Here is a 23,910-nt window from a genome sequence, read left to right on the forward strand (position 1 = left end):
TTTTTTTGCCTGCGATCAACGAATAACACCTGCGGCTCTCTGGCTTAACTTCCATCAACACGTTACGGACGTAAGGATTTTTTGTGCTGATAATTCTGGGTTATATCGTGGTCGTCGGCTCCGTGTTGGGCGGCTACGCGATGGTCGGCGGACATTTAGGCGCGCTTTATCAACCGGCGGAGCTGATCATTATCGGCGGTGCCGGTATTGGTGCCTTTTTAGTCGGCAATAATGGCAAATCGATTAAGAAAACATTAAAAGCGCTGCCATTGTTAATGCGCGGCTCGAAATATAACAAAGCCGTATACATGGATTTAATGGCGCTGCTTTATCGCCTGATGGCGAAATCCCGTCAGCAAGGCATGTTGTCATTAGAACGTGACATTGAAGATCCCAGCCAGAGTGAAATTTTCGCTAACTATCCGCGTATTTTGTCCGATAAACAGTTAGTCGATTTTATTACCGATTATTTGCGTTTGATGGTCAGCGGAAATATGAACGCCTTCGAAATTGAAGCGTTGATGGATGAAGAGATTGAGACCTACGAGCACGAGTGTGAAGTCCCCGCGCAAAGTATCTCGGCGGTGGGTGATGGCTTACCGGCTTTCGGTATTGTCGCGGCGGTAATGGGCGTGGTGCACGCACTGGCGTCAGCCGACCGTCCGGCGGCCGAATTGGGTGCGTTAGTGGCCCATGCGATGGTCGGTACCTTCCTCGGAATTTTACTGGCCTACGGCTTTATCTCTCCGCTGGCGTCGGTGCTGCGTCAGAAATGTGCCGAAACCACCAAGATGATGCAGTGCGTGAAGGTGACGTTGCTCTCCAGCCTCAACGGTTACGCCCCGCAAATCGCGGTGGAATTTGGTCGTAAAACGCTTTACTCCGCTGAACGTCCGTCGTTCTCGGAGCTGGAAGAGCACGTGCGTAACGCCAAGAACCCGGCGAAACAAACTTCGGATGAGAATTCATGAAAGCAGGCAATCGCCCCATTGTGCTGGTTAAAAAGCGCAAACATAAAGGTCACCATGGGAGCCACGGTTCGTGGAAGATTGCCTATGCCGACTTTATGACGGCGATGATGGCGTTCTTTATGGTGATGTGGTTGCTCTCCATCTCCAGCCCTAAAGAGTTGGTCCAGATTGCGGAATACTTTAAAACGCCGCTGAAAGTGGCGTTGACCGGCGGTCAGCGCAGCAGCGACAGCGAAAGTCCGATCCCCGGCGGCGGCGATGATCCGACGCAGCAGAAGGGTGAAGTGAAGAAGATTGTCGATATGGATGCGCAGAAGAAGAAGCTGGAGGAGATCCGCCTGAATCGCCTGCGTGAAAAGCTCGACCAGCTGATTGAAGCCGACCCGCGTCTGAAAGCGCTGCGTCCGCATCTGATCATCAACATGGTCGAAGAGGGACTGCGCATTCAGATTATCGATAGCCAGAACCGCCCGATGTTTAAAACCGGCAGCGCGGACGTGGAGCCTTACATGCGCGACATCCTGCGCACTATCGCGCCGGTGCTGAATGATATTCCGAACAAAATCAGCCTCGCGGGTCACACCGATGATTTCCAGTATGCCAACGGCGATCGTGGCTACAGCAACTGGGAACTGTCGGCGGATCGTGCCAATGCCTCACGGCGCGAGCTGGTGATTGGTGGCCTCGACGGCGCCAAAATGCTGCGTGTGGTCGGTATGGCCGACACCATGAAGCTGAAAAACCGTGGTGCTAATGATGCAGTCAACCGCCGCATTAGCCTGCTGGTGTTGAATCACGACACCGAAGCGGCGATTGAAAAAGAGAATGCCGAGAGCGATGCCGTTCAGGTGAGCGACCCGGCGCAAATGATTCCCAACATTACCGCACCCGCTGTACCGGCTGCGTCGACTGCTCCAACAGGTTCCACTGCAACACCGGCTGCGCCGGCTGCTGCAACGGCCCCTGCGGCAGCGGTGACGCCCACGGCGAGCGCGGTGACACCAGACCAACCCTCACAGCCGAGGTGATCCCGTGAGCATGGACATCAGCGATTTTTACCAGACGTTTTTCGATGAAGCCGATGAGCTGTTAGCGGATATGGAGCAACACCTGTTGGGACTTGATCCCCAGGAGCCCGATTCCGAGCAGTTGAATGCCATCTTCCGCGCCGCCCACTCCATCAAGGGCGGAGCCGGTACGTTTGGCTTTACGGTTTTACAGGAAACCACCCACATCCTGGAAAACATTCTGGATGGTGCGCGCCGCGGCGAGATGCAGCTCAGCACCGATATCATCAATCTGTTTTTGGAAACCAAAGATATTATGCAAGAACAGCTCGATGCCTATAAAACGGCGCAGGAGCCGAATGCAGAAAGCTTTAAATACATCTGCGAAGCGCTGCGTCAGCTGGCACTGGAAGCGAAAGGCATTGCGCCTGAAGCGCCCAAAGTCGCCGAAGTGGTTGAGATCGCAGCACCAGTTGCGGCCGCAGGTCTGCGCCTGCAACTGGTTGACCTGAAAGAGAAAGAGCCGGAGCTGATGCTGGAAGAGCTCGGCAATCTCGGTACCGTCAGCAACGTGGTGAAAGGCGCTAATTCGCTGGACGTTACCATTGATGGCGTCGGCAAAGATGACATCGTCGCGGTGCTCTGTTTTGTGCTGGATGAAGCACAGATTCACTTCCCGACAGGCGCGGCGGCCGTTGCCGACGCCCCGGTTGCTGAAGTGGCTGCTGAACCGGTGCAAACCGCCACCGTCACCGATATTACGCCAGCGGTGAAGCGCGAACCTAAACGTGCCGCCGCACCGGCTAAAGGCAGCGAATCCAGCAGCATCCGTGTTGCCGTCGAGAAAGTGGACCAGCTGATTAACCTGGTTGGCGAACTGGTGATCACCCAATCGATGCTGGCACAGCGCTCCGGTGCGCTGGATCCGGTGGCGCACGGCGACCTGCTCAACAGCATGGGTCAGCTGGAGCGTAACGCCCGCGATCTGCAGGAATCGGTGATGTCGATTCGTATGATGCCGATGGAGTACGTCTTCAGCCGCTTCCCGCGTCTGGTCCGCGATTTGGCCAGCAAGCTGGGCAAAGAAGTGGAGCTGACGCTGCTCGGCAGCTCAACCGAGCTGGATAAGAGCCTGATTGAACGCATCATCGATCCGTTAACGCACCTGGTGCGTAACAGCCTCGATCACGGTATCGAAACTCCGGAAAAACGTCTGGCTGCGAATAAAACCGCCGTTGGCAACCTGACGCTGTCGGCGGAACATCAGGGCGGCAACATCTGCATCGAAGTGATCGATGACGGTGCCGGTCTGAACCGCGAACGTATTCTGGCTAAAGCGCTGTCGTCCGGCCTGCCGGTCAGCGACAGCATGAGCGATGAAGAAGTCGGCATGCTGATCTTCGCGCCGGGCTTCTCCACCGCTGAGCAGGTCACCGATGTGTCGGGCCGTGGCGTGGGCATGGACGTGGTGAAACGGAATATTCAGGAGATGGGCGGTCACGTCGAAATCTCCTCGAAGCAGGGCAAGGGCACCACCATTCGCATCCTGCTGCCGCTGACGCTGGCGATCCTCGACGGCATGTCAGTCCGCGTCGCTAACGAAGTGTTCATTCTGCCGCTCAACGCGGTAATGGAATCGCTGCAGCCAACCGCAGAAGAGCTGAAACCGCTGGCCGGTGGCGAGCGCGTGCTGGAAGTGCGTGGCGAATATCTGCCGCTGGTAGAACTGTGGAATGTGTTTGAGGTGCAGAACGCCAAAACCGACGCCACGCAAGGCATTGTGGTGATTCTGCAAAGCGCAGGCCGTCGCTATGCGCTGCTGGTCGATCAGCTGATTGGTCAGCATCAGGTGGTAGTGAAAAACCTTGAAAGCAACTATCGCAAAGTGCCGGGCATCTCTGCCGCCACCATTTTAGGCGATGGTAGCGTGGCGCTGATTGTGGATGTCTCAGCACTGCAATCGTTGAACCGTGAAAAGCGTGTGGCCGGTGCCGCAGCGTAATAGATAACGAAAGGGTAAAAAAATGACTGACATGGCAACCGTGACCAAAATCGCTGGCGAAACCGTGGGCCAGGAATTCTTAGTTTTCACACTGGGTGACGAAGAGTACGGCATCGACATTCTGAAAGTGCAGGAGATTCGCGGTTACGATCAGGTAACCCGCATCGCTAACACGCCGGAATTCATCAAAGGCGTCACCAACCTGCGCGGCGTGATCGTGCCGATCATCGACCTGCGCGTGAAGTTCTCGCAGCCGGATGTGGTTTACAACGAGAATACCGTGGTGATCGTGCTGAATCTTGAGCATCGCGTGGTGGGCATTGTGGTGGATGGCGTTTCTGATGTGCTGTCGCTGACGCAAGAGCAGATTCGTCCTTCACCGGAGTTCGCGGTCACCATGTCCACCGAGTACCTGACCGGTCTGGGCGCGCTGGGTGAACGTATGCTGATTCTGGTCGACATCGAAAAGCTGCTGAGCAGCGAAGAGATGGCGCTGGTGGATAACCTGCGTACTGCATAGTCCCCGCAACGGGCCGCGCTGCTGCGGCCCGTTATCATTACATACATTAATTAATTCCTTACAAATCAACAATAAATCCGCAAAAAATCGCTGTAATATCCCTCAATCTTCTCCGCCCCTGGTCGATAACCGATCGGTACGATTTTTTCCTTCATTTTCCAGGGCAAACTATGTTTACGAGAATCCGCGTTGTCACCAGCTTATTGCTGGTGTTGTTAGTGTTTGGCTTTTTACAGCTGGCATCCGGCTCACTGTTTTTTAAAGCGCTAAGCGATGACAAAAACAGTTTTAACGTTTCACAACTGGCGAGCAAAAACACCGCCGCCATCAACGACGCCTACATGAGCCTCAATCAGAGCCGTGTGGTGTTAACCCGCATTCAGCTGCGCATGGCAACCAGCAAACTGACCGGTACCGAAGCGGATATCGCCGGTTTGTACGGCGATAGCAAAGCCTTCCAGAAAGAGGCCGCCGATAACTACCAGCTGTTTAAAGCGACGCCGGACACGCCGGGACAGGATGCCGCGCTCAACAAACGTCTCGATCAAACCTATACCGCCTATGCCAGCGCGCTAGGCCAGTTGCAGGACGCGTTGGTCGCAAAAGATCTCGATCAGGCAGCCAAAGCGCCGGTTGCGCCAAGCCAAAACGCCTTCCTGAAAGAGTACCGCCAATGGCGTGCCGATCAGGATCGCCTGACTGCGGCGGGCGTCGAAGCCAACAGCTCAGCCTACGATCACATGATCTGGCTGTTAGGCGCGGTGCTGGCGATTGTGGTGGCGGTGATTGTACTGTGCTGGTTTGGCATGCGCAAAATCCTCATCAAGCCGCTTAATGAGAATATCCAGCATATTCAGCACATTGCGCAGGGCGATTTGACGCAGCGCATCACGGTCGAAGGACGCAACGAAATGAGCCAGCTGGCGGAAAGCCTGCATGAGATGCAGCAGTCGCTGGTGCGCACGGTGAGTGATGTGCGTGACGGTTCGGATGCCATCTTTACCGGAGCGAGCGAAATCTCTGCGGGCAACAACGATCTCTCGGCACGTACCGAAGAGCAGGCAGCTTCCCTGGAGCAGACCGCCGCCAGCATGGAACAGCTGACCGCCACCGTGAAGCAGAACGCCGAAAACGCGCGTCAGGCGTCGCAGCTGGCGTTGAGTGCCTCCGAAACCGCGCAGAAGGGCGGTGACGTGGTGCAAGGCGTGGTGCGCACCATGAGCGACATCGCCGGCAGTTCGAAGAAGATCGCCGACATCACCAGCGTTATCGATGGCATCGCGTTCCAGACCAATATTCTGGCGTTGAACGCGGCGGTAGAGGCGGCGCGCGCCGGCGAGCAAGGCCGTGGCTTTGCGGTGGTCGCGGGTGAAGTGCGTAATCTGGCCCAGCGCAGCGCGCAGGCGGCGAAAGAGATTAAAGGGTTGATTGAAGACTCCGTCAGCCGCGTGAACAGCGGATCTGAACTGGTGGGCACCGCCGGTGAGACCATGAGCGATATCGTTAATGCGGTAACGCGCGTCACCGACATCATGGGCGAAATTGCCTCGGCATCGGATGAGCAGAGCCGTGGTATCGATCAGGTCGGCCAGGCGGTGACGGAGATGGATCGCGTGACGCAGCAGAACGCCTCGCTGGTGGAAGAGTCTGCGGCGGCGGCTGCCTCGCTGGAAGAGCAGGCCAGTCGCCTGAGCCAGTCGGTGGCGGTGTTCCGCGTACCGCGCACGGCGCAAACGCAGCCGCAGGCCAGAAGCGGCGTGCGTCATCCGCAGATCGCACCCCCCACGCTCGGCACACCACGTAAAGCGCTGACCGCGGCGGCGGGGGAGAGTAACTGGGAGACGTTTTAAGTTTCGGAGTGGTCGGTCCCTCACCCTAACCCTCTCCCACACGTGGGAGAGGGAACTGTCCGAGCCAGCATGTGGCAGCGTCTCCCTCTCCCGCCTGCGGGAGAGGGCCGGGGTGAGGGACAACCCGCACCACCCAATGCGCCTTTATCGCTCACCCGATAAAGGCGCATTTTTTTTAGTGTTAATTTCTTTAGTTATAAAACACTGCAATCATGCGTAAACGCAGAGTTTTAATTCGTAAAGTAGCTTAAGCACCCTGAAAAATTCAGATTGCCGGTCGATAACTGGGGGAGCCGAAACGCATCCCTGGAGATCCCATGTTAAAACGAATCAATGTAGTGACCAGTTTAATCGCCGTATTACTGGTGTTTGGCGCTTTACAATTACTGTCGGGTGGCCTGTTCTGGTCCGCCTTACAAAAAGATAAAGAGGCGTTTGCGGTAGCGCAGATCTCTTCCAACAACGTTGGCGCGATGTCAGACGCCTGGATTGAACTGAACCAAACCCGCACCGTGCTCAACCGCGCCATGTTGCGTATGCAGGGCACCATGGCCGCGCAGTCGAATGGCGGCCAGTTGAGTGCCTTAATCGCCCAGACCGAAAAACAGCTCAATGTGGCTGCCGGCCACTATCAACGCTACTACGACTTGCCAGCCACGCCGGGCTTGCCAGACGCGTTGCGCGATAAGCTGGAAGCGAACTACGCCGCTTTCAACGACGGGTTGAAGGCGATGCTGGATCGCCTGAAAGCCAACGATCTGCAAGGCATGTTTGCGCAGAACATCGAAGCTAAACAGGTCGCGATGAAAGCCACTTACGAAGAGTGGCGCACTGAACAAAGCACATTGGCGGCAGAAGGCGTGGCGCAGAATCAGCGCGCCTTCCACACCATGATGTGGCTGCTGGCGTCGGTGGCGCTGGTGGTGATTGCGGTGATCGTTGGCTGCTGGTTCGGCCTGCGTAGCGTGCTGATTCAGCCGCTGCACCAGCTGCTGGCGCATATTCGCCATATTGCTGCGGGCGATCTCACGCAAAATATCGTGGTGGAAGGGCGCAACGAAATGAGCCAGCTGGCGGGAAGCCTGCATGAGATGCAGCAGTCGCTGGTCAGCACCGTGGGCAATGTACGTGACGGTTCCGATGCGATTTTCACCGGCGCCAGCGAAATCGCCGCCGGGAATAACGATCTGTCGGCGCGTACCGAAGAGCAGGCCGCCTCGCTGGAGCAGACGGCGGCCAGCATGGAGCAGCTCACCGCGACGGTGAAACAGAATGCCGAGAATGCGCGTCAGGCGTCGCAGCTGGCGCTGAGCGCGTCGGATACCGCGCGCAAAGGCGGCGAGGTGGTCGATGGCGTGGTGCGTACCATGCAGGATATCGCCGGCAGCTCGAAGAAGATCGCCGACATTATCAGCGTGATCGATGGCATCGCCTTCCAGACCAATATCCTGGCGCTGAACGCGGCGGTAGAAGCGGCGCGTGCCGGTGAACAGGGCCGTGGATTTGCTGTGGTGGCCGGTGAAGTGCGTAACCTGGCGCAGCGCAGTGCGCAGGCGGCGAAAGAGATTAAAGGCTTGATCGAAGACTCGGTGAACCGCGTCAACAACGGCTCGCAGCTGGTCGGTACTGCCGGAGAAACCATGAATGATATCGTCGGCGCCGTCACGCGCGTCACCGATATTATGGGCGAAATCGCCTCGGCATCGGATGAGCAGAGCCGTGGTATCGATCAGGTGGGACAAGCGGTGACCGAGATGGACCGCGTCACCCAGCAGAACGCCTCGCTGGTGGAAGAGTCCGCCGCCGCCGCCGCATCACTGGAAGAGCAGGCGAGCCGCCTGAGCCAGTCGGTATCGGTGTTCCGCATTCCGCGCGCCGCACAGGCGCAACCGAAGGCGAGCACGGTGCGCCAAATCGCCAGCGCACCGCGAAAAGCGGCTGCCGCGCCGGTGAGTGAGGGTAACTGGGAGACGTTTTAAGTTCTGAGTTGCTTCCCCTCACCCCGGCCCTCTCCCGTAAACGGGAGAGGGAGACGCTGCCATATGTTAGCTCGATCAATTCCCTCTCCCGCCTGCGGGAGAGGGTTAGGGTGAGGGACAGCGAGCACCCATCAACCCCCCGCTGGTCCAACCCCTGCGAACACACATAAAGATCCCCTCAGAAAAGCCGATAACAGAGGCGATCCGCCAACCAATGAGGTGTTTATGTTTAGTCGTATTCGTGTTGTATCCGGCCTGCTGTGCGTGCTGGCGCTGTTTGCCTTATTGCAGCTGTTCTCCGGTGGAGTGTTCTACTCCACGGTCAAAGCCGATAAAGAAAATTTTGCCTATAACCAGCGTCTTAGCACGCTGCAGCGGGCAATGGGCACCTCATGGGTATCGCTGGTTCAGGCGCGTAACACGCTGAACCGTGCGGGGATCCGTTACCTGCTGGACAGTCAGCAGGCTGGCTCAGGCGCAACCGTGAAAGATCTGGTGGCGCTGGCGAGTGAGGAGTTGAAGCACGCTGATGAGGGTTTTGCCGAATTTAACGCCAACCTGTCTGAAAAGGGCAAAAAGGCCGAGAACGTGCTGACGCTACAGGCCAACTACAACGCCTATCGCGGAGCATTGGGTGAGTTGATCGATTTCCTCAGTAGTGGAAATTTCAAAGGATTTGTCGATCAGCCGACGCAGGGATTCCAGGACAAGTTTGCTAAGGATTACAACGAATGGTTGAGCTACAACATTGTGCTCGCCAATCAGGGCATTGCAGCCAATGAGGCGGCTTACAACCAATCCATCATGCTGGTGGTCGGCACGCTGCTGGTGACCTTGCTGGTGATTGCGCTGGTGTGGAGCGGCATGCGTACGGTGCTGATCCGTCCGCTAAAGCACAGCATCGAGCACATTCGTCACATCGCGCGTGGCGATTTGACGCAGCAGGTGGAGATCACGGTGCGCAACGAGATGGGCGAGCTGCTCACCTCGGTGCAAGAGATGCAGCAAGAGCTGGCGCGGACGGTGCGTACCGTGCGTGACGGTTCCGATGCGATCTACACCGGTGCGAGTGAAATCGCCATGGGCAACAACGATCTCTCCTCGCGTACCGAGCAGCAAGCGGCTTCGCTGGAAGAGACCGCTGCCAGCATGGAGCAGTTAACCGCCACGGTGAAGCAGAACGCCGAAAATGCCCGTCAGGCGTCACAGCTGGCGCTCACCGCCTCGGAGACCGCGCAGCAGGGCGGCAAAGTGGTGGATGGCGTGGTGACTACCATGAAAGAGATCACCGGCAGTTCGAAGAAAATCGCTGACATCATCAGCGTGATCGACGGCATTGCCTTCCAGACCAATATCCTCGCACTGAACGCTGCGGTAGAAGCGGCACGCGCCGGTGAGCAGGGACGTGGATTTGCCGTGGTAGCGGGCGAGGTGCGCAGTCTGGCACAGCGCAGCGCGCAGGCGGCGAAAGAGATTAAAGGATTGATCGAGGATTCGGTCAGCCGTGTCAACACCGGTTCCGTGCTGGTGGAGAGCGCCGGGGAAACCATGACCAACATCGTGAATGCGGTCACGCGCGTCACCGACATCATGGGCGAAATCGCCTCGGCGTCGGACGAGCAGAGCCGTGGTATCGATCAGGTCGGTCTGGCGGTGAACGAGATGGATCGCGTGACGCAGCAGAACGCCGCGCTGGTCGAAGAGTCGGCAACGGCGGCGGCCGCGCTGGAAGATCAGGCCAGCCGACTGAAACAGTCGGTTGCGGTGTTCAATATCGGTAAAGAATTTGTCGTTCAGGCCGTTAACGTATCTACAGCGGCAAAAAATTTGCGTTCCGGCACGCCAAAAGCACTGGCACCGGCAGGCGCACGTAGCACTGACGATAACTGGGAAACCTTTTAATCCTTGTGGCCGCCGCAAGGCGGCCCATGAGAATGGCGCGACTGGCAGCACAGTAGCAACCGCAGTATCACAATTTAAACAGTTTGTTGCCGGGTGACCTGAAATGAAGAAATCGACGTTATTGGATCAAAGTGAAGCGACCACGCTGCTCTCGCAAATGGTGCAGCGGTTACCGCTCTCAGATACGCATTTTCGTCGCATTAGCCAGCTGATCTACCAGCGTGCAGGCATTGTGCTGGCCGACCACAAACGCGAGATGGTTTACAACCGTTTAGTGCGTCGTCTGCGCATGCTGAATATTGATGACTTTGGTCGCTATCTGGCGCTGCTGGAGCAAGACCAAAACAGTGCGGAGTGGCAGGCGTTTATTAACGCGCTGACCACCAATCTGACCTCTTTCTTCCGCGAGGCGCATCACTTCCCGATCCTCGCGGATCATGCGCGTAAGCGCACGGGTAACTACAGCGTGTGGAGCACCGCCGCCTCAACCGGCGAAGAGCCGTACTCCATCGCCATGACGCTGGCGGAAACGCTGGGCACCGGTCCGGGTAAATTCCAGGTTCACGCCAGCGATATCGATACCCAGGTGCTCGAGAAAGCCGTGGCCGGCGTGTATCGCCAGGAAGAGCTACGTACGCTATCGCAGTCGCAGCTGCAGCGCTTTTTCCTGCGCGGCACCGGTCCGCATGAAGGCATGGTGCGCGTGCGTTCCGACCTCGCCAACATGGTGAACTATACGCAACTGAATTTACTGGCACACGACTGGGCGTTGCCGGGTCCGTTCGACGCAATTTTCTGTCGCAACGTGATGATCTATTTCGATAAAGAGACGCAGGAACAGATTCTGCGCCGTTTCGTGCCTCTGCTGAAACCCGGCGGTCTGCTGTTTGCCGGGCATTCAGAGAACTTTAGTCAGATCAGCAAAGAGTTCTGGCTGCGTGGACAGACAGTCTATGGACTGAGCAAGGAAAGACGATGAGCAAAATCACCGTGATGTGCGTGGATGACTCTGCGCTGATGCGACAGTTGATGACAGAAATCATCAACAGCCATCCCGATATGGAGATGGTCGCGAGTGCGCCCGATCCGCTGGTGGCGCGGGATTTAATCAAACAGTACAACCCGCAGGTATTGACGCTGGATGTGGAGATGCCGCGCATGGATGGCCTCGATTTCCTCGAGAAGCTGATGCGCCTGCGTCCGATGCCGGTGGTGATGGTCTCCTCGCTGACCGGTAAAGGTTCAGAAGTGACGCTGCGCGCGCTGGAGCTGGGTGCGGTGGATTTTGTCACCAAGCCACAGCTCGGCATCCGCGAAGGCATGCTGGCGTATAGCCAGATGATTGCTGACAAGATCCGCGCCGCCGCGCGCGCCAAGCTGCATGTGCGTGCCTCCACGCCGATGCCGGTCACGTTGAAAGCCGGCCCGTTGCTGAGCAGTGAAAAGCTGATCGCCATCGGCTCTTCCACCGGCGGCACCGAGGCGATTCGCCATGTGCTGCAGCCGCTGCCGGCGACCAGCCCGGCGCTGTTGATTACCCAGCATATGCCGCCAGGCTTTACGCGCTCGTTTGCCGAGCGTCTGAATAAATTGTGCCAAATCACCGTGAAAGAAGCGGAAGACGGCGAGCGTATTCTGCCCGGCCACGCCTATATCGCGCCGGGCGCCATGCACATGGAGCTGGGCCGAAGCGGGGCCAACTATGTAGTGAAACTGAATGACGGTCCGCCAGTGAACCGACACAAGCCATCGGTGGATGTGCTGTTCCGTTCGGTGGCGGTGCACGCAGGACGAAATGCGGTGGGTGTGATTCTGACCGGGATGGGTAACGACGGCGCGGCCGGGATGCTGGAAATGCATCGCGCGGGCGCCTGGACCATCGCGCAGGATGAAGCCAGCTGCGTGGTATTTGGTATGCCGCGCGAAGCGATTGCGATGGGCGGCACCAGTGAAGTGGTCGATTTAGGCCACATCAGTCAGCACATGCTGGCGAAAATTAGCGCCGGACAGGCATTGCGAATTTAACGAGCCCGTCCTGCTGGACGAGACAACACGGGAGTAGATATGGCTGATAAAAATATGCGCTTTTTGGTAGTGGATGACTTCAATACGATGCGTCGTATCGTCCGTAACCTGCTGAAAGAGCTTGGATTCAATAACGTTGAAGAAGCAGAAGATGGCGTCGATGCGCTGACCAAACTGCGTGCCGGTGGCTTTGACTTCGTGGTTTCCGACTGGAACATGCCGAACATGGACGGTCTTGAGCTGCTGCAAACCATCCGTGCTGACGCCACGCTGAACAAACTGCCGGTGCTGATGGTGACCGCGGAAGCGAAGAAAGAGAATATTATCGCGGCCGCGCAGGCGGGCGCCAGCGGCTACGTGGTGAAGCCGTTCACGGCGGCCACGCTGGAAGAGAAGTTAGGCAAAATATTCGAAAAACTGGGTATGTAAGGAGATGTGATGAGCGACCTTCCGAAATCAACCGAAGAAGCCTCGGCACACGACATTATTACCCGCATCGGCTCACTGACGCGCATGTTGCGTGACAGTTTGCGTGAGCTGGGGTTAGACCAGGCAATTGCTGAAGCGGCGGAAGCGATTCCTGATGCGCGCGATCGTCTGGATTATGTTGTGCAAATGACGGCGCAAGCGGCAGAACGTGCGTTGAACTGCGTTGAAGCAGCGCAGCCACACCAGGACCAAATGGAAGCCGGCGCCAACCAGCTGAAAGGCCGTTGGGATGCGTGGTTTGAAAATCCGATTGAACTGACAGATGCGCGCGAGTTGGTTTCGGATACGCGCCAGTTCCTGACTGACGTTCCGGGACACACGTCGTACACCAATAAGCAGTTGCTCGAAATCATGATGGCGCAGGATTTCCAGGACCTGACCGGTCAGGTGATCAAGCGCATGATGGATGTGATCCAGGAGATCGAGCGTCAGCTGTTGATGGTGCTGCTGGAGAATATGCCAGAAGCCAACGCCGCGGCGCGTAAAGAGGGCAACAGCCTGCTGAACGGTCCGCAGATCCACGCCAATGCACCCGGCGTGGTGGCGAACCAGGATCAGGTTGATGACCTGCTGGATAGCTTAGGGTTTTAAACACGTTTGCCCTCACCCTAACCCTCTCCCACAGGTGGGAGAGGGAACCGTTCGGGCCTGCATATGGCAGCGTCTCCATCGCCCGCTTGCGGGAGAGGGCCGGGGTGAGGGACAGCGCGCACCGCACCTTACACCGCGCGCTTCTGCGTCAACGCCGACTGCGCCACCAACACCTGCACACCTAACGCCTCAAACGCCGCGACCTGCGCCGGCGAAATGCCGCTATCGGTAATCAGATAGTGAATATGGCTCCAGTCGCACGGCAGCGCGAACATCGACACCTTATCGATCTTGCTGGAATCCGCCACCACATACACGCTGTTAGCCGAATTGATCATCGCCATTTTCACCTTGATATCGGTCTCGCTGGGAAAGCTCAAACCGAGACGCGGTGAGATACAGGCCGTGGCAAGAAACAGCTTCTCCGCCAGCACGTTTTCGAAAAACGAGGCGGCTTTCTCACCTGAAGTCGAAAGCGTTGGGAACTTAAAAGTGCCGCCGGTCAGCAAAATATTGATACCCGGCTCGCCGCCCAGCTTCAGCGCGATATTCACCGCCGTGGTAATTACCGATAAACGACGAATATGGCTGATCGCCTCGGCAATCGCCGTGGTGGTGGTACCGGAATCAAAAATCACCGTGTCGCCATTTTCCACATGCTGCGCGGCAAGGCGGCCAATCGCCTGTTTTTCTTCCAGATGTGTTTGACGCTCCAGCAACATCGCGCCGGTATTCTGCTTGCCGGTCATCAGCGTGGCGCCGCCGTGATAACGCTGTACGTGCCCCTCTTGCTGCAACATGCGCAAGTCGGTGCGAATGGTGGCTTCGGTCAGGCCGAAGGTATCGGTCAGCGCTTTAACCGTGACGGTGCCGTCTTCGCGGATCATCTCCAGAATCTTCTCACGGCGCTGCTGCATATCTGCCAGCTGCTCAGTTTTGCTTTTCAATCGAAATGCTCCCTCTTTCCAATCACGGTCGGGTTTCGCCAATAAGGAAACCCGAGCTGATTTTACTCTGCGATTTGGCCATTTGCGAGGTAGCTTCCAGAAACATTCATTTTCGAATGAAAATCATCATTTGCTATGCGATTGATTTCGCAGAAAGCCGTCAGCAGCTCGCTCCATGTCCTGAACGCGGCGAATTTTGCAAATTCAACAAAATCATGAAGATAATTTTTATTGCTGCAATTTGTATGAAATTTGATCTCCTCCACAAACCATTATTAATCGATAGCTTATATTTTTGTTCGAAAATGATATTTGTAAAAACGATAACCCGGCCAGCAATAACCAGCGCCGCCGTACACCATTATGGAGAGAGACGATGAGTGGGGAATATGATGTTAACCTGCGCTACGGCGTGAACATTGAGCAGGATTTAACCGGCAAAGTGGCGGTAGTCACTGGCGGGCTGGGCGGGATTGCGATGGCCAGTAACGCCATGCTGCTGGAGAAGGGCGCACGGCTGGCGCTGCTCTATCCGCCATTCGAAAGCGACAAAGTGGCTGGCGTGCAGGATCAATTTGCTGCCGATCGCGTGCTGCTGGTGTGCTGCGACGTGACCGAACCGGCCTCGGTTGAAGCGGCATTTGATCGCGTCGAACAGCATTACGGTCAGATTGATATCCTGGTGAACTGCGCGGGCTACGTGATGTTGCAACCGGTGTTAGAAACCGATTTTGCCGAGTGGCAGAAGCAGATCGACGTCAATCTCACCGGTCCTTTCCTCTGTTCGCAGGCGGCCGGTAAACGCATGGTGCGCGCCGGTAACGGCGGTAAAATCATCAACATTGCGTCGCAGGCCGCCTCCATCGCTATCGATAACCACGTTGCTTACACCTCCGCCAAAGCCGGTCTGCTCGGCATGACCAAAGTGATGGCCAAAGAGTTCGCTCCCTATCGCATTAACGTCAATACCTTATCGCCCACCGTGGTGCTGACGCCGATGGGTGAAAAAGCCTGGCGCGGTGAGAAGGGCGAGCAGATGAAAAAGCTGATCCCGCTGGGACGCTTTGCCTATACCGACGAAATCGCCGCCGCGGTGCTGTTCTTCGCCAGCAACGGCAGCGACATGATCACCGGCGCAGATTTGATGATCGACGGTGGCTTTACCATCTGGTAAGCCGCGCCAACACCAGAACGGCTGACCCTGCGTGACCCACTATAACAATGAGAGAACCTCACCATGAAAAAACGTACCCTGCTGTTAACTGCTATTGCCAGTTGCCTGATCTCCCAAGCCAGTTTCGCTGCCGATAAAGGCACCATCATGATCCTGGTGAACTCGCTGGATAACCCGTATTACGCCTCCGAAGCCAAAGGTGCCAACCTCAAAGCGCAGGAGCTGGGCTATAAAACCAGCGTGCTGTCGCATGGCGAAGATGTGAAAAAGCAAAGTGAACTGATTGATGCCGCCATCGGCAAAAAGGTGCAGGGCATCGTGCTGGATAACGCCGACTCCACCGCCAGCGTCGCCGCGATTAAAAAAGCCAAAGATGCCGGCATTCCGGTGGTGCTGATCAACCGCGAAATCCCGGTGGATGACGTGGCGCTGGCGCAGATCACCCACAACAACTTCCAGGCCGGCTCCGACGTGGCAAACGTGTTTGTGGAGAAGATGGGGGAAAAGGGCAGCTACGCGGAACTCACCTGTAACCTTGCTGACAACAACTGCGTCACACGCTCCAAATCCTTCCATCAGGTGCTCGACCAATATCCCGATATGAAAAGCGTGGCGCGTCAGGATGCCAAAGGCACGCTGATTGACGGCAAACGCATCATGGACAGCATTCTGCAGGCGCATCCGGATGTGAAAGGCGTGATCTGCGGTAACGGCCCCGTGGCGCTGGGCGCGATTGCAGCTCTGAAAGCGGCAGGCCGTAACGACGTCATCGTGGTCGGCATTGACGGCAGCAATGATGAACGTGACGCGGTGGAAAAAGGGGATCTGAAAGCCACGGTGATGCTGCAGGCACAAGCCATCGCCGCACAGGGCGTGACCGACCTCGACAACTTTATTCAGAAAGGCACCAAGCCTGAGAAGCAGCGCGTGATGTTCCGCGGCATTCTCATTACGCCAGACAACGCCAAAGGCGTGCAGGACTTTAACTTCAAGTCGTAATCAATGCGGTGCGCCCGTAGATCGGGCGCCCAGGAGAATGTGATGCACAGACGACTCTGGTTACTGCTTCCTGTCGTGATCCTAAGCGGTTGCCGCATTGTGTCGCAGCAGGAGCTGGCCGACCTGAAAAATCCTCCCAATCCCAAAATGGGCAATATTGCCCAAACGTGGCAACAGAAGCTGGTACCGCAAGTTCAACATGATGCGAAGCCGGTGGCTGAGTTATTGAATGCGCTGAAATCCGCCAAAGATTTTGATAGCGCTTGTAAAACTTACGGCTATCGCAGTCAGGAAGAGAACCCGTGCGTGTTCAGTGTCAACGTGAGCGGTGAAATCACGGCGGTTAACACCACGTCGCGTAACGGTCGGATGACAGTGAAAGATGTGTCCGGTGACACCATCACGGTGCAGGTTGGTCCGATTTTTCCCGGCACGGTGTTGCGCGATGCCTACAAAGGTGCCAGCTATCAGGACTTTAACGATCAGGTGCTGTTCGGCGATTACAGTCGCGCGATCAATCAACAAGCGGCGAACATGATGAGTGCTTTCAAGCCCAAAGTGGGTGACAAAGTGCAGCTGGCTGGCGTGTTTAGCAGCTTTGATACGCCGGAGCAGGTGCCGAATGTGACACCAGCGGCGATTACACGTCAGTAAGGAGCGGATATGCAACAGCCTCAACATGACGTGATTATTGAAACCCGCAACGTGTCGCGCATCTATCCCGGCGTCACCGCGCTGGATCAGGTCAATTACCGCGTCTATCGCAATAAAGTTAACGTACTGATTGGCGAAAACGGTGCCGGCAAATCCACCATGATGAAAATGCTGGCGGGCGTGGAGATCCCGTCATCCGGCGAGATTCTGCTGGACGGCGCAGCGGTGTCGCTGAGCTCCACGCATCAGGCGGAAAAACAGGGCATCAGCATTATTTTTCAGGAGCTGAACCTGTTTCCCAATATGAACGTGATGGACAACATCTTCATGGCCAATGAGTTTTTCCAGCGCGGCGTGATCAACGAGAAGTATCAGTATTCGCTCGCTAAAGCGCTGCTGGAACGGCTGGAGCTGGATGTCGATCCCTACGCGCCGCTGGCTGAACTCGGTATCGGCCATCAGCAGCTGGTGGAGATCGCCCGCGCGCTGTCAAAAGACACGCGCGTGCTGATCATGGATGAACCGACCAGCGCGCTCAGCCAGTCAGAAGTGAAAGTGCTGTTCAACGTCATCGACCAGCTTAAACGGCGCGGCGTCACCATTATCTATATCTCACATCGGCTGGAAGAGCTGATGGAGATTGGCGATCACATCACCATCTTCCGCGACGGACGCTTCATCAGCGAACGCGAAGTCCGCGACGCCTCGATTCCGTGGATCATCGAGCAGATGGTGGGCGACAAGAAGAAACACTTCGATTATCAACCGGCGACGCAGGGTGAAACGGTACTCAGCGTCAACGGGCTGACCGCGCTGCATCAAAACGGCGGTTACAAGCTCAATGATGTCTCTTTCTCGCTGCGAAAAGGCGAAGTGATTGGCATCTACGGTTTGCTGGGCGCCGGGCGCACCGAGTTGTTCAAAGGGTTGATTGGCATGATGCACTGTCAGTCGGGCAGCGTCAGTCTGAATGGCGAAGCGCTGGAGAAGCGCAGTTTCCAGCAGCGACTGAAAAAAGGCATCGCGCTGGTGCCGGAAGATCGTCAAACCGAAGGCGTGGTACAGCTGATGTCTATCACCGCCAACATGACGCTCAGCGATCTCAGCCTGCGGGGTTTCCGCCGTTGCTGGCGCAAGCTCAATCCGCACAACGAGCAGCGGCGCGTGGATGAAATGATTGGCCATCTCGCCATCAAGGTCAGCGATCCCGAGCTGCCGATCACCTCCTTAAGCGGCGGCAATCAGCAAAAAGTGGTGCTGGGCAAAGCCCTGATGACCGGGCCGCAGGTGGTGCTGCTGGATGAGCCCACGCGCGGCATTGATGTGGGGGCAAAAACCGATGTTTATCACCTGATTGGCAACCTGGCGCAGCAGGGATTGGCGGTGATGTTCTCCTCGTCCGAACTGGATGAAGTGATGGCGCTGGCTGACCGCATTCTGGTGATGGCGGATGGCCGCATCACCGCCGATTTACCGCGCGCGGCGGCCACGCGCGAAGCCCTGATTAGCGCCTCAACGCCACATGATTGAGCCCGCTGGAGAGTAAAACGATGAATCAAAAATACCTGATCTATATGTACCTGCTTAAGGCGCGTACCTTTATTGCCTTGCTGATCGTGGTGAGTTTCTTCAGCTTTATGGTGCCTAACTTTCTCACCACCTCAAACTTGCTGATCATGACGCAGCATGTGGCAATTACCGGCTTGCTGGCGATTGGCATGACGCTGGTGATTTTGACTGGCGGCATCGATCTTTCGGTGGGGGCGGTGGCAGGCATATGCGGCATGGTGGCGGGTGCGCTGCTCACCAACGGCGTAACGCTGTGGGGCGGCAACGTACTGTTTTTCAATGTGCCCGAAGTGATTCTGGTGGTGGCGCTGTTTGGCGTGGCGCTGGGATTGATTAATGGCGCGGTGGTGACGCGACTCGGCGTAGCGCCGTTTATCTGTACGCTCGGCATGATGTACGTGGCACGCGGCGCCGCGCTGCTGTTCAACGATGGCAGCACCTACGCCAACCTTGTCGGCACGCCAGCACTGGGTAATACCGGCTTCGCCTTGCTCGGTTCGGGTTCGATATTGGGCGTGTATATCCCGATATGGATGATGCTCGGCTTCCTGCTGCTGGGGTTGTATCTGACGCGTAAAACACCGCTGGGTCGTTACATCTATGCCACCGGTGGCAACGAATCGGCGGCGCGCCTGGCGGGTGTGCCGATCATCAAGGTCAAAGTGTTTGTCTACGCCTTTTCCGGCTTGTGCGCCGCGCTGGTCGGTTTGATTGTGGCGTCGCAGCTGCAAACCGCGCACCCGATGACCGGCAACATGTTCGAGATGGACGCCATCGGTGCCACGGTGCTGGGCGGCACGGCGCTGGCGGGTGGACGCGGTCGCGTTTCAGGCTCGATTATCGGTGCTTTTGTCATCGTGTTCCTCGCCGATGGCATGGTGATGATGGGCGTCAGCGATTTCTGGCAAATGGTGATTAAAGGCCTGGTGATTGTCACTGCGGTGGTGATCGATCAGTTCCAGCAAAAATTACAAAGTAAGGTGGTGCTGCTGCGCAGACATGAAAAAAAGCAGCAATCGGCCGCCCTGCCTGAAGCGACACATGGATAACAGGAGGCAATATGACACGCGATTTTAGTGGAAAGACGGTGGTGATTACCGGCGCCTGCCGCGGCATTGGCGCGGGCATTGCAGCGCGCTTTGCCCGCGACGGGGCGCGTTTGGTGATGGTGTCGAATTCGGAACGCGTTTTCAGTACCGCGCAGGCCATCGAACAGCAGTTTGGCAGTGAGGTTCTGGCGCTGCAGGTCGATGTTACCGATGAAACGGAGGTGCAGCAGCTTTATCAGCAGGCGGCTGAGCGCTTTGGCAGCATTGATGTATCGATTCAGAATGCGGGGGTGATCACCATCGATCGTTTCGATGCGATGCCCAAAAGCGACTTCGAGAAGATCCTCGCGGTGAACACCACGGGCGTGTGGCTGTGCTGCCGGGAAGCGGCGAAATATATGGTGAAGCAGGGCAGCGGCAGCCTGATCAACACCTCGTCCGGTCAGGGACGGCAGGGTTTCATTTATACGCCGCACTATGCCGCCAGCAAGATGGGCGTGATCGGTATTACCCAGAGCCTGGCGCTGGAGCTGGCGCCGTGGCATATCACGGTGAATGCTTTCTGTCCGGGCATCATCGAGAGTGAAATGTGGGACTACAACGATCGCGTGTGGGGCGAGATCCTCAGCAGCGATAAAAAGCAGTATGGCAAAGGCGAACTGATGGCCGAATGGGTGGAAAACATCCCGCTTAAACGCGCAGGGCAGCCGGAAGATGTCGCTGGCTTGGTGGCTTTCCTCGCCTCTGACGATGCGCGCTATATCACCGGGCAGACCATCAATGTGGATGGCGGTTTGATTTTCTCCTGATCGTTCGCTGTTGGGTCGCCATTGATGGCGTCATGCTAAACACTAAGCCTCATGGTCGCACCTTCCGTAGCGGCGTGATTCATCGCGCAGTGAATTGCGTAATGCCGATCAGTTAAGCGCTGTATCAAATCTCCGTACCTTCCGTAGCGGCGCGATTTATCGCGCAATGCATTGCGCCGCTACAATGTGCGCGCTCAATGATTTGAGAGGTTATCTCTTGATGGGCAAGCAGGGCACAACACATTGCGTCGCCTGCTTACCTACATTCTGATTTTTCGTTTTCTGCCTTAATCGAAACCAGACATGTCCGGCACTTGCATCAGAATATGCTAGGGTAGACTTATGCAGTTTTGTGAGCCACCTCTAATTCTGAACCGGGTCGAACCCTATTTTTAGCTATGTTATTTACTTTGTTATCACCTAAAAGCGTGCGTTATCTCTCTGGTTTTTCACTACTTGCCGCATCCGCGCCTGCGCTGGCGTTGATCTCTGACACTAAACTCGCCGATGCGCCGTTTAGCGATCCCACACGTTTCCAGAAAATGGCCGATCAGTTGCCTGCATTGGGTTACCAGGATGAAACGGAAGCGTTCAACAAAAAACTGGCGACCATTGCCAAAAGCATTGGTGAAGCCAGCCAGAACAGTACGGACGACAATGCCCTTGGCCAGCAGGCGGGGCTGTGGGCCTTTAATCATTTTCGCGATGAAGTGGGCAATCGACTGGTTGATGAAGGCCAGTCGCTGTTGTCACCGTATGGCAATGCCCAAATCGATTTCAATGTGGATATGGAGGGCAATTTTGCCGGCAGCGGTGCGTCGCTGCTGACACCTTGGGCGGATAACTATCGCTATCTGACCTTCAGTCAGGTTGGCTTCCATCAAACTGATGATGGGCTGGTCGGCAATGCTGGCCTTGGGCAACGTTGGGTGGCAGGAAAATGGCTGCTGGGCTATAACGGTTTTGTCGATCGCATGTTCAGCAGTGGCCTACAGCGCGCTTCGCTGGGTACCGAAGCTTGGGGCGATTATCTGCGCTTCTCCGCCAACTACTATACGCCGCTGTCGGGCTGGCAGGATCGCAATCCCTTCCAGCAGCAGCGCATGGCGCGCGGCTATGATTTCACCACCCAAGGCTATTTGCCGCACTATCGTCAACTCGGTGCGTCAGTAAGCTGGCAGCAATATCTGGGCGATAACGTCGATCTATTTAGTTCCGGCAACCGCTACCACAATCCGTCAGCATTAACCTTTGGTGTCACCTACACGCCGGTGCCGCTGGTGACCTTATCTGCCAGCCATAAAACCAGCGACAGCGGTGAGAGCCAGGATCAGCTCGGCTTGCGTCTCAACTATCGCTTTGGCGTGGCGCTCAGCCAGCAGCTAAGTCCGGATAACGTAGCGGCTGCGCACTCACTGCGCGGCAGTCGCTACGATAACGTGACGCGCAGCTATACGCCGGTGCTGGAATATCGCCAGCGTAAAACGCTGTCGGTGTTTCTCGCTACGCCGCCGTGGCAGCTGAATGGCGGAGAAAGTTTGCCGCTGAAACTGCAAATCCGCAGCACCAATCCGATCGCTAAAGTGATGTGGCAGGGCGATACCCAGGCGCTGAGCCTGACGCCGGGTGCCAATCCCAACGATCCGCAGGGCTGGAGTGTGATCCTGCCCGCGTGGGATAGCTCGCCGGGTGCGCATAACAGCTATCGCTTGTCGGTGGTGTTAGAAGACAGCAAACAGAATCGCGTCACTTCGAACGAAATCGTCCTGCAATTGCAGCCACCGTTCTCACTGGATCAGGGCGATGATGATCGCTTTGATTTGATGGCGCCGTAATCGCCTCGCACCAATAAAAAAGGGCAGCTTTCGCTGCCCTTTGCGCATATTCAGCCGACACTAGCCGAACAGCCATGAGGGTATTGCCACTTAGAACTGGTAAATCAGACCCACAGCGGTGACATCATCAGAAGCGATGCCCAACGCATTATTATCTTTCAACAGGTTGATCTTGTATTCAGCATACACAGACATGTTTTTGTTGAAGTAGTAGGTTCCACCGACAGCGACGTATTTGGTGAGATCGACATCACCAATATTTTCAATCTCTTTGCCTTTCGATGAAACATAGCCGATTGAAGGACGCAGTCCGTTAATGAACTGATACTGCGCAACGGCTTCAAAGTTAACGGCTTTGTTAGCGAAGCCACCAGTGATTGGGGTTGCGTTGAGCGTTTCGCCGTACATGGTTGCCAGGTAAATCTGGTTCGCATCGTATTTCAGGCCCGCAGTCCAGTGCTGTGCTTTCTCGCCTTCGCCACGTAAGGCCTGGTTCTGCGTATTGGTACGATCCAGGCTCGCGTAAGCGCCAACCAGGCTCAGACCGAAATCGAAATCATAAGAAGTGGAGAGCGCGAAGCCATCACCATTCGAACGGCGTACGGCAATGTTTGCATCGCTACGATCGTTTTTCCCTTCATACTGAGCAGCAACGTTCCAGCCTTTCACCAGACCGAAGAAATCTTTGTTGCGCCAGGTCAACACGCCACCTGAGCGGCTGGACAGGAACCCATCAGAGTAACCTTGATCGCCACCAAAGAAGGGCAGCATATCGGTGTAACCCAGCACGTCATAAATCAGTCCGTAGTTACGACCGTAATCGATCGAGCCGAACTGACCAAACTTCAGGCCAGCAAAGCCCAGGCGGGTTCTGTTACCGCTGTTGGCATCGCTGCCTTCGGAGTTGCTCAGGCTGTACTGGTACTGCCATTGACCGTAGCCGGTCAATTGATCGTTGATCTTGGTTTCGCCTTTAAAACCAATACGGGTATAAGACGAGGTATCACCATTTGACCCTTCGTTATCGGAGAACAGATGCGAGACGTTAATTTTGCCAGTCAGGTCCAGCTTGTTGCCATCTTTGTTATAGATTTCGGCGGCCTGAGCCGAAGAAAGTCCCAGCAGTAAAGGCATCACTGCTGCCAGTAAGGAGCGCTTCATCATTTAATTTTTACCCTGTGATATTTTTTAATTTTGTCCCCATCTGCGGGGTGAAAAGAAAATGACACAAAAGGTTCAAGATCGACAGTGCAATATATGTAACTAAATATTTCTCGTTAACTTTTTGTGTGATTTTTAATCTCAAATTCCATTATGTGGAATTTTGTATTGGTTAAACTTATCCATAAGACAACATGTGTAATGATGATTTTAATATTTATGCCTATGATTTTATTGAATAACTTTAAATTTAAAGATGCGTAAATAAAATCAGTAGCTTGTTCGTGAAATAGCACAAGCCTATGCATTATTGTTCAATAGCAAATATCTGAATCCAGCTAATCATTAGCAGAGTAATTATCGGCTTCATGGCTTTG

At 55.9% G+C, this 23,910-nt stretch carries 20 protein-coding genes; 18 read left to right on the forward strand and 2 right to left on the reverse strand.

Going from position 1 to position 23,910, the window contains the following annotated elements; genetic code table 11:
• Positions 1–83 precede the first annotated feature (83 nt).
• The 11 genes from motA (at position 84) to cheZ (ending at position 13,336) form a co-directional block, all read left to right on the forward strand.
• On the forward strand, positions 84–971 hold the full coding sequence (gene motA / locus IB226_RS03515; RefSeq protein ID WP_007891047.1) for a flagellar motor stator protein MotA: 888 nt from the start codon (positions 84–86) through the stop codon (positions 969–971).
• A complete protein-coding gene (gene motB, locus IB226_RS03520) occupies positions 968–1,999 on the forward strand; it encodes a flagellar motor protein MotB (RefSeq protein ID WP_192233596.1) in 1,032 nt (343 codons plus the stop codon). The genes motA and motB overlap by 4 nt, the downstream gene beginning before the upstream one ends.
• A 10-nt stretch (positions 2,000–2,009) precedes the next feature.
• Positions 2,010–3,980: a chemotaxis protein CheA gene (gene cheA, locus IB226_RS03525; RefSeq protein WP_192233597.1), complete on the forward strand. Its 1,971-nt coding sequence runs from the start codon at positions 2,010–2,012 to the stop codon at positions 3,978–3,980.
• Between the two features lie 22 nt (positions 3,981–4,002).
• Complete coding sequence (gene cheW / locus IB226_RS03530) at positions 4,003–4,500, forward strand: chemotaxis protein CheW (protein WP_008102858.1); 498 nt, start codon at positions 4,003–4,005, stop codon at positions 4,498–4,500.
• 170 nt (positions 4,501–4,670) lie between these two features.
• Positions 4,671–6,350 carry a methyl-accepting chemotaxis protein gene (locus IB226_RS03535; RefSeq protein WP_192233599.1) on the forward strand — a complete coding sequence of 560 codons (1,680 nt, stop codon included), beginning with the start codon at positions 4,671–4,673 and terminating at the stop codon, positions 6,348–6,350.
• Positions 6,351–6,667: 317 nt separating this feature from the next.
• Positions 6,668–8,329 carry a methyl-accepting chemotaxis protein gene (locus IB226_RS03540; protein WP_192233601.1) on the forward strand — a complete coding sequence of 554 codons (1,662 nt, stop codon included), beginning with the start codon at positions 6,668–6,670 and terminating at the stop codon, positions 8,327–8,329.
• A gap of 225 nt (positions 8,330–8,554) precedes the next feature.
• On the forward strand, positions 8,555–10,231 hold the full coding sequence (locus IB226_RS03545) for a methyl-accepting chemotaxis protein (protein WP_137385648.1): 1,677 nt from the start codon (positions 8,555–8,557) through the stop codon (positions 10,229–10,231).
• A 103-nt stretch (positions 10,232–10,334) separates the two neighbouring features.
• Positions 10,335–11,210 carry a protein-glutamate O-methyltransferase CheR gene (cheR, locus tag IB226_RS03550; protein ID WP_101764604.1) on the forward strand — a complete coding sequence of 292 codons (876 nt, stop codon included), beginning with the start codon at positions 10,335–10,337 and terminating at the stop codon, positions 11,208–11,210.
• A complete protein-coding gene (locus tag IB226_RS03555) occupies positions 11,207–12,256 on the forward strand; it encodes a chemotaxis response regulator protein-glutamate methylesterase (protein WP_008102868.1) in 1,050 nt (349 codons plus the stop codon). Before cheR ends, IB226_RS03555 begins: the two co-directional genes overlap by 4 nt.
• A gap of 39 nt (positions 12,257–12,295) precedes the next feature.
• Positions 12,296–12,685: a chemotaxis response regulator CheY gene (cheY, locus tag IB226_RS03560; RefSeq protein ID WP_008102871.1), complete on the forward strand. Its 390-nt coding sequence runs from the start codon at positions 12,296–12,298 to the stop codon at positions 12,683–12,685.
• A gap of 9 nt (positions 12,686–12,694) precedes the next feature.
• Complete coding sequence (gene cheZ / locus IB226_RS03565; RefSeq protein ID WP_101764603.1) at positions 12,695–13,336, forward strand: protein phosphatase CheZ; 642 nt, start codon at positions 12,695–12,697, stop codon at positions 13,334–13,336.
• 128 nt (positions 13,337–13,464) lie between these two features.
• Here cheZ and IB226_RS03570 read toward each other — a convergent pair whose 3' ends face one another.
• The gene (locus IB226_RS03570; protein WP_110865995.1) at positions 13,465–14,283 is read right to left on the reverse strand and encodes a DeoR/GlpR family DNA-binding transcription regulator; all 819 of its coding nucleotides are present in this window, start codon (positions 14,281–14,283) and stop codon (positions 13,465–13,467) included.
• Positions 14,284–14,659: 376 nt separating this feature from the next.
• On the opposite strand from IB226_RS03570, the gene IB226_RS03575 reads away from it, so the two are divergent.
• The 7 genes from IB226_RS03575 (at position 14,660) to IB226_RS03605 (ending at position 22,372) form a co-directional block, all read left to right on the forward strand.
• A complete protein-coding gene (locus IB226_RS03575) occupies positions 14,660–15,457 on the forward strand; it encodes a GolD/DthD family dehydrogenase (RefSeq protein ID WP_192233603.1) in 798 nt (265 codons plus the stop codon).
• A 63-nt stretch (positions 15,458–15,520) separates the two neighbouring features.
• Entirely contained in the window at positions 15,521–16,456 is a 936-nt protein-coding gene (locus tag IB226_RS03580; RefSeq protein WP_192233605.1) for a D-ribose ABC transporter substrate-binding protein, read from the forward strand.
• A gap of 42 nt (positions 16,457–16,498) precedes the next feature.
• Entirely contained in the window at positions 16,499–17,110 is a 612-nt protein-coding gene (locus IB226_RS03585) for a DUF2291 family protein (protein WP_192233607.1), read from the forward strand.
• Positions 17,111–17,119: 9 nt separating this feature from the next.
• The gene (locus IB226_RS03590; RefSeq protein ID WP_101764598.1) at positions 17,120–18,640 is read left to right on the forward strand and encodes a sugar ABC transporter ATP-binding protein; all 1,521 of its coding nucleotides are present in this window, start codon (positions 17,120–17,122) and stop codon (positions 18,638–18,640) included.
• A gap of 20 nt (positions 18,641–18,660) precedes the next feature.
• Positions 18,661–19,728, forward strand: coding sequence for an ABC transporter permease (locus IB226_RS03595; RefSeq protein WP_192233609.1), 1,068 nt, complete (start codon positions 18,661–18,663; stop codon positions 19,726–19,728).
• An 11-nt stretch (positions 19,729–19,739) separates the two neighbouring features.
• Complete coding sequence (locus IB226_RS03600) at positions 19,740–20,537, forward strand: glucose 1-dehydrogenase (RefSeq protein ID WP_101764596.1); 798 nt, start codon at positions 19,740–19,742, stop codon at positions 20,535–20,537.
• A 398-nt stretch (positions 20,538–20,935) separates the two neighbouring features.
• Positions 20,936–22,372, forward strand: coding sequence for a YchO/YchP family invasin (locus tag IB226_RS03605; RefSeq protein ID WP_192233611.1), 1,437 nt, complete (start codon positions 20,936–20,938; stop codon positions 22,370–22,372).
• A gap of 90 nt (positions 22,373–22,462) precedes the next feature.
• Here the strand turns inward: IB226_RS03605 and IB226_RS03610 are convergent, their stop codons facing one another.
• The gene (locus IB226_RS03610; protein ID WP_137385653.1) at positions 22,463–23,536 is read right to left on the reverse strand and encodes a porin; all 1,074 of its coding nucleotides are present in this window, start codon (positions 23,534–23,536) and stop codon (positions 22,463–22,465) included.
• Positions 23,537–23,910: the final 374 nt, after the last annotated feature.

The sequence above is a fragment of the Pantoea sp. PNT03 genome, from assembly GCF_014852515.1.
Classification (GTDB): Bacteria; Pseudomonadota; Gammaproteobacteria; order Enterobacterales; family Enterobacteriaceae; genus Pantoea; species Pantoea leporis.

What these genes read in the sequence shown, in the direction of transcription:
- cheW (WP_008102858.1), top strand. Translation starts at nt 4,003, where the DNA reads ATGACTGACATGGCAACCGTGACCAAAATCGCTGGCGAAACCGTGGGC.
- IB226_RS03585 (WP_192233607.1), top strand. Translation starts at nt 16,499, where the DNA reads ATGCACAGACGACTCTGGTTACTGCTTCCTGTCGTGATCCTAAGCGGT.
- IB226_RS03600 (WP_101764596.1), top strand. Translation starts at nt 19,740, where the DNA reads ATGACACGCGATTTTAGTGGAAAGACGGTGGTGATTACCGGCGCCTGC.
- IB226_RS03545 (WP_137385648.1), top strand. Translation starts at nt 8,555, where the DNA reads ATGTTTAGTCGTATTCGTGTTGTATCCGGCCTGCTGTGCGTGCTGGCG.
- IB226_RS03535 (WP_192233599.1), top strand. Translation starts at nt 4,671, where the DNA reads ATGTTTACGAGAATCCGCGTTGTCACCAGCTTATTGCTGGTGTTGTTA.
- motB (WP_192233596.1), top strand. Translation starts at nt 968, where the DNA reads ATGAAAGCAGGCAATCGCCCCATTGTGCTGGTTAAAAAGCGCAAACAT.
- IB226_RS03610 (WP_137385653.1), bottom strand. Translation starts at nt 23,536, where the DNA reads ATGATGAAGCGCTCCTTACTGGCAGCAGTGATGCCTTTACTGCTGGGA.
- IB226_RS03580 (WP_192233605.1), top strand. Translation starts at nt 15,521, where the DNA reads ATGAAAAAACGTACCCTGCTGTTAACTGCTATTGCCAGTTGCCTGATC.
- IB226_RS03575 (WP_192233603.1), top strand. Translation starts at nt 14,660, where the DNA reads ATGAGTGGGGAATATGATGTTAACCTGCGCTACGGCGTGAACATTGAG.
- cheZ (WP_101764603.1), top strand. Translation starts at nt 12,695, where the DNA reads ATGAGCGACCTTCCGAAATCAACCGAAGAAGCCTCGGCACACGACATT.
- cheA (WP_192233597.1), top strand. Translation starts at nt 2,010, where the DNA reads ATGGACATCAGCGATTTTTACCAGACGTTTTTCGATGAAGCCGATGAG.
- IB226_RS03555 (WP_008102868.1), top strand. Translation starts at nt 11,207, where the DNA reads ATGAGCAAAATCACCGTGATGTGCGTGGATGACTCTGCGCTGATGCGA.
- cheR (WP_101764604.1), top strand. Translation starts at nt 10,335, where the DNA reads ATGAAGAAATCGACGTTATTGGATCAAAGTGAAGCGACCACGCTGCTC.
- IB226_RS03540 (WP_192233601.1), top strand. Translation starts at nt 6,668, where the DNA reads ATGTTAAAACGAATCAATGTAGTGACCAGTTTAATCGCCGTATTACTG.
- cheY (WP_008102871.1), top strand. Translation starts at nt 12,296, where the DNA reads ATGGCTGATAAAAATATGCGCTTTTTGGTAGTGGATGACTTCAATACG.
- IB226_RS03595 (WP_192233609.1), top strand. Translation starts at nt 18,661, where the DNA reads ATGAATCAAAAATACCTGATCTATATGTACCTGCTTAAGGCGCGTACC.
- IB226_RS03605 (WP_192233611.1), top strand. Translation starts at nt 20,936, where the DNA reads ATGTTATTTACTTTGTTATCACCTAAAAGCGTGCGTTATCTCTCTGGT.
- IB226_RS03590 (WP_101764598.1), top strand. Translation starts at nt 17,120, where the DNA reads ATGCAACAGCCTCAACATGACGTGATTATTGAAACCCGCAACGTGTCG.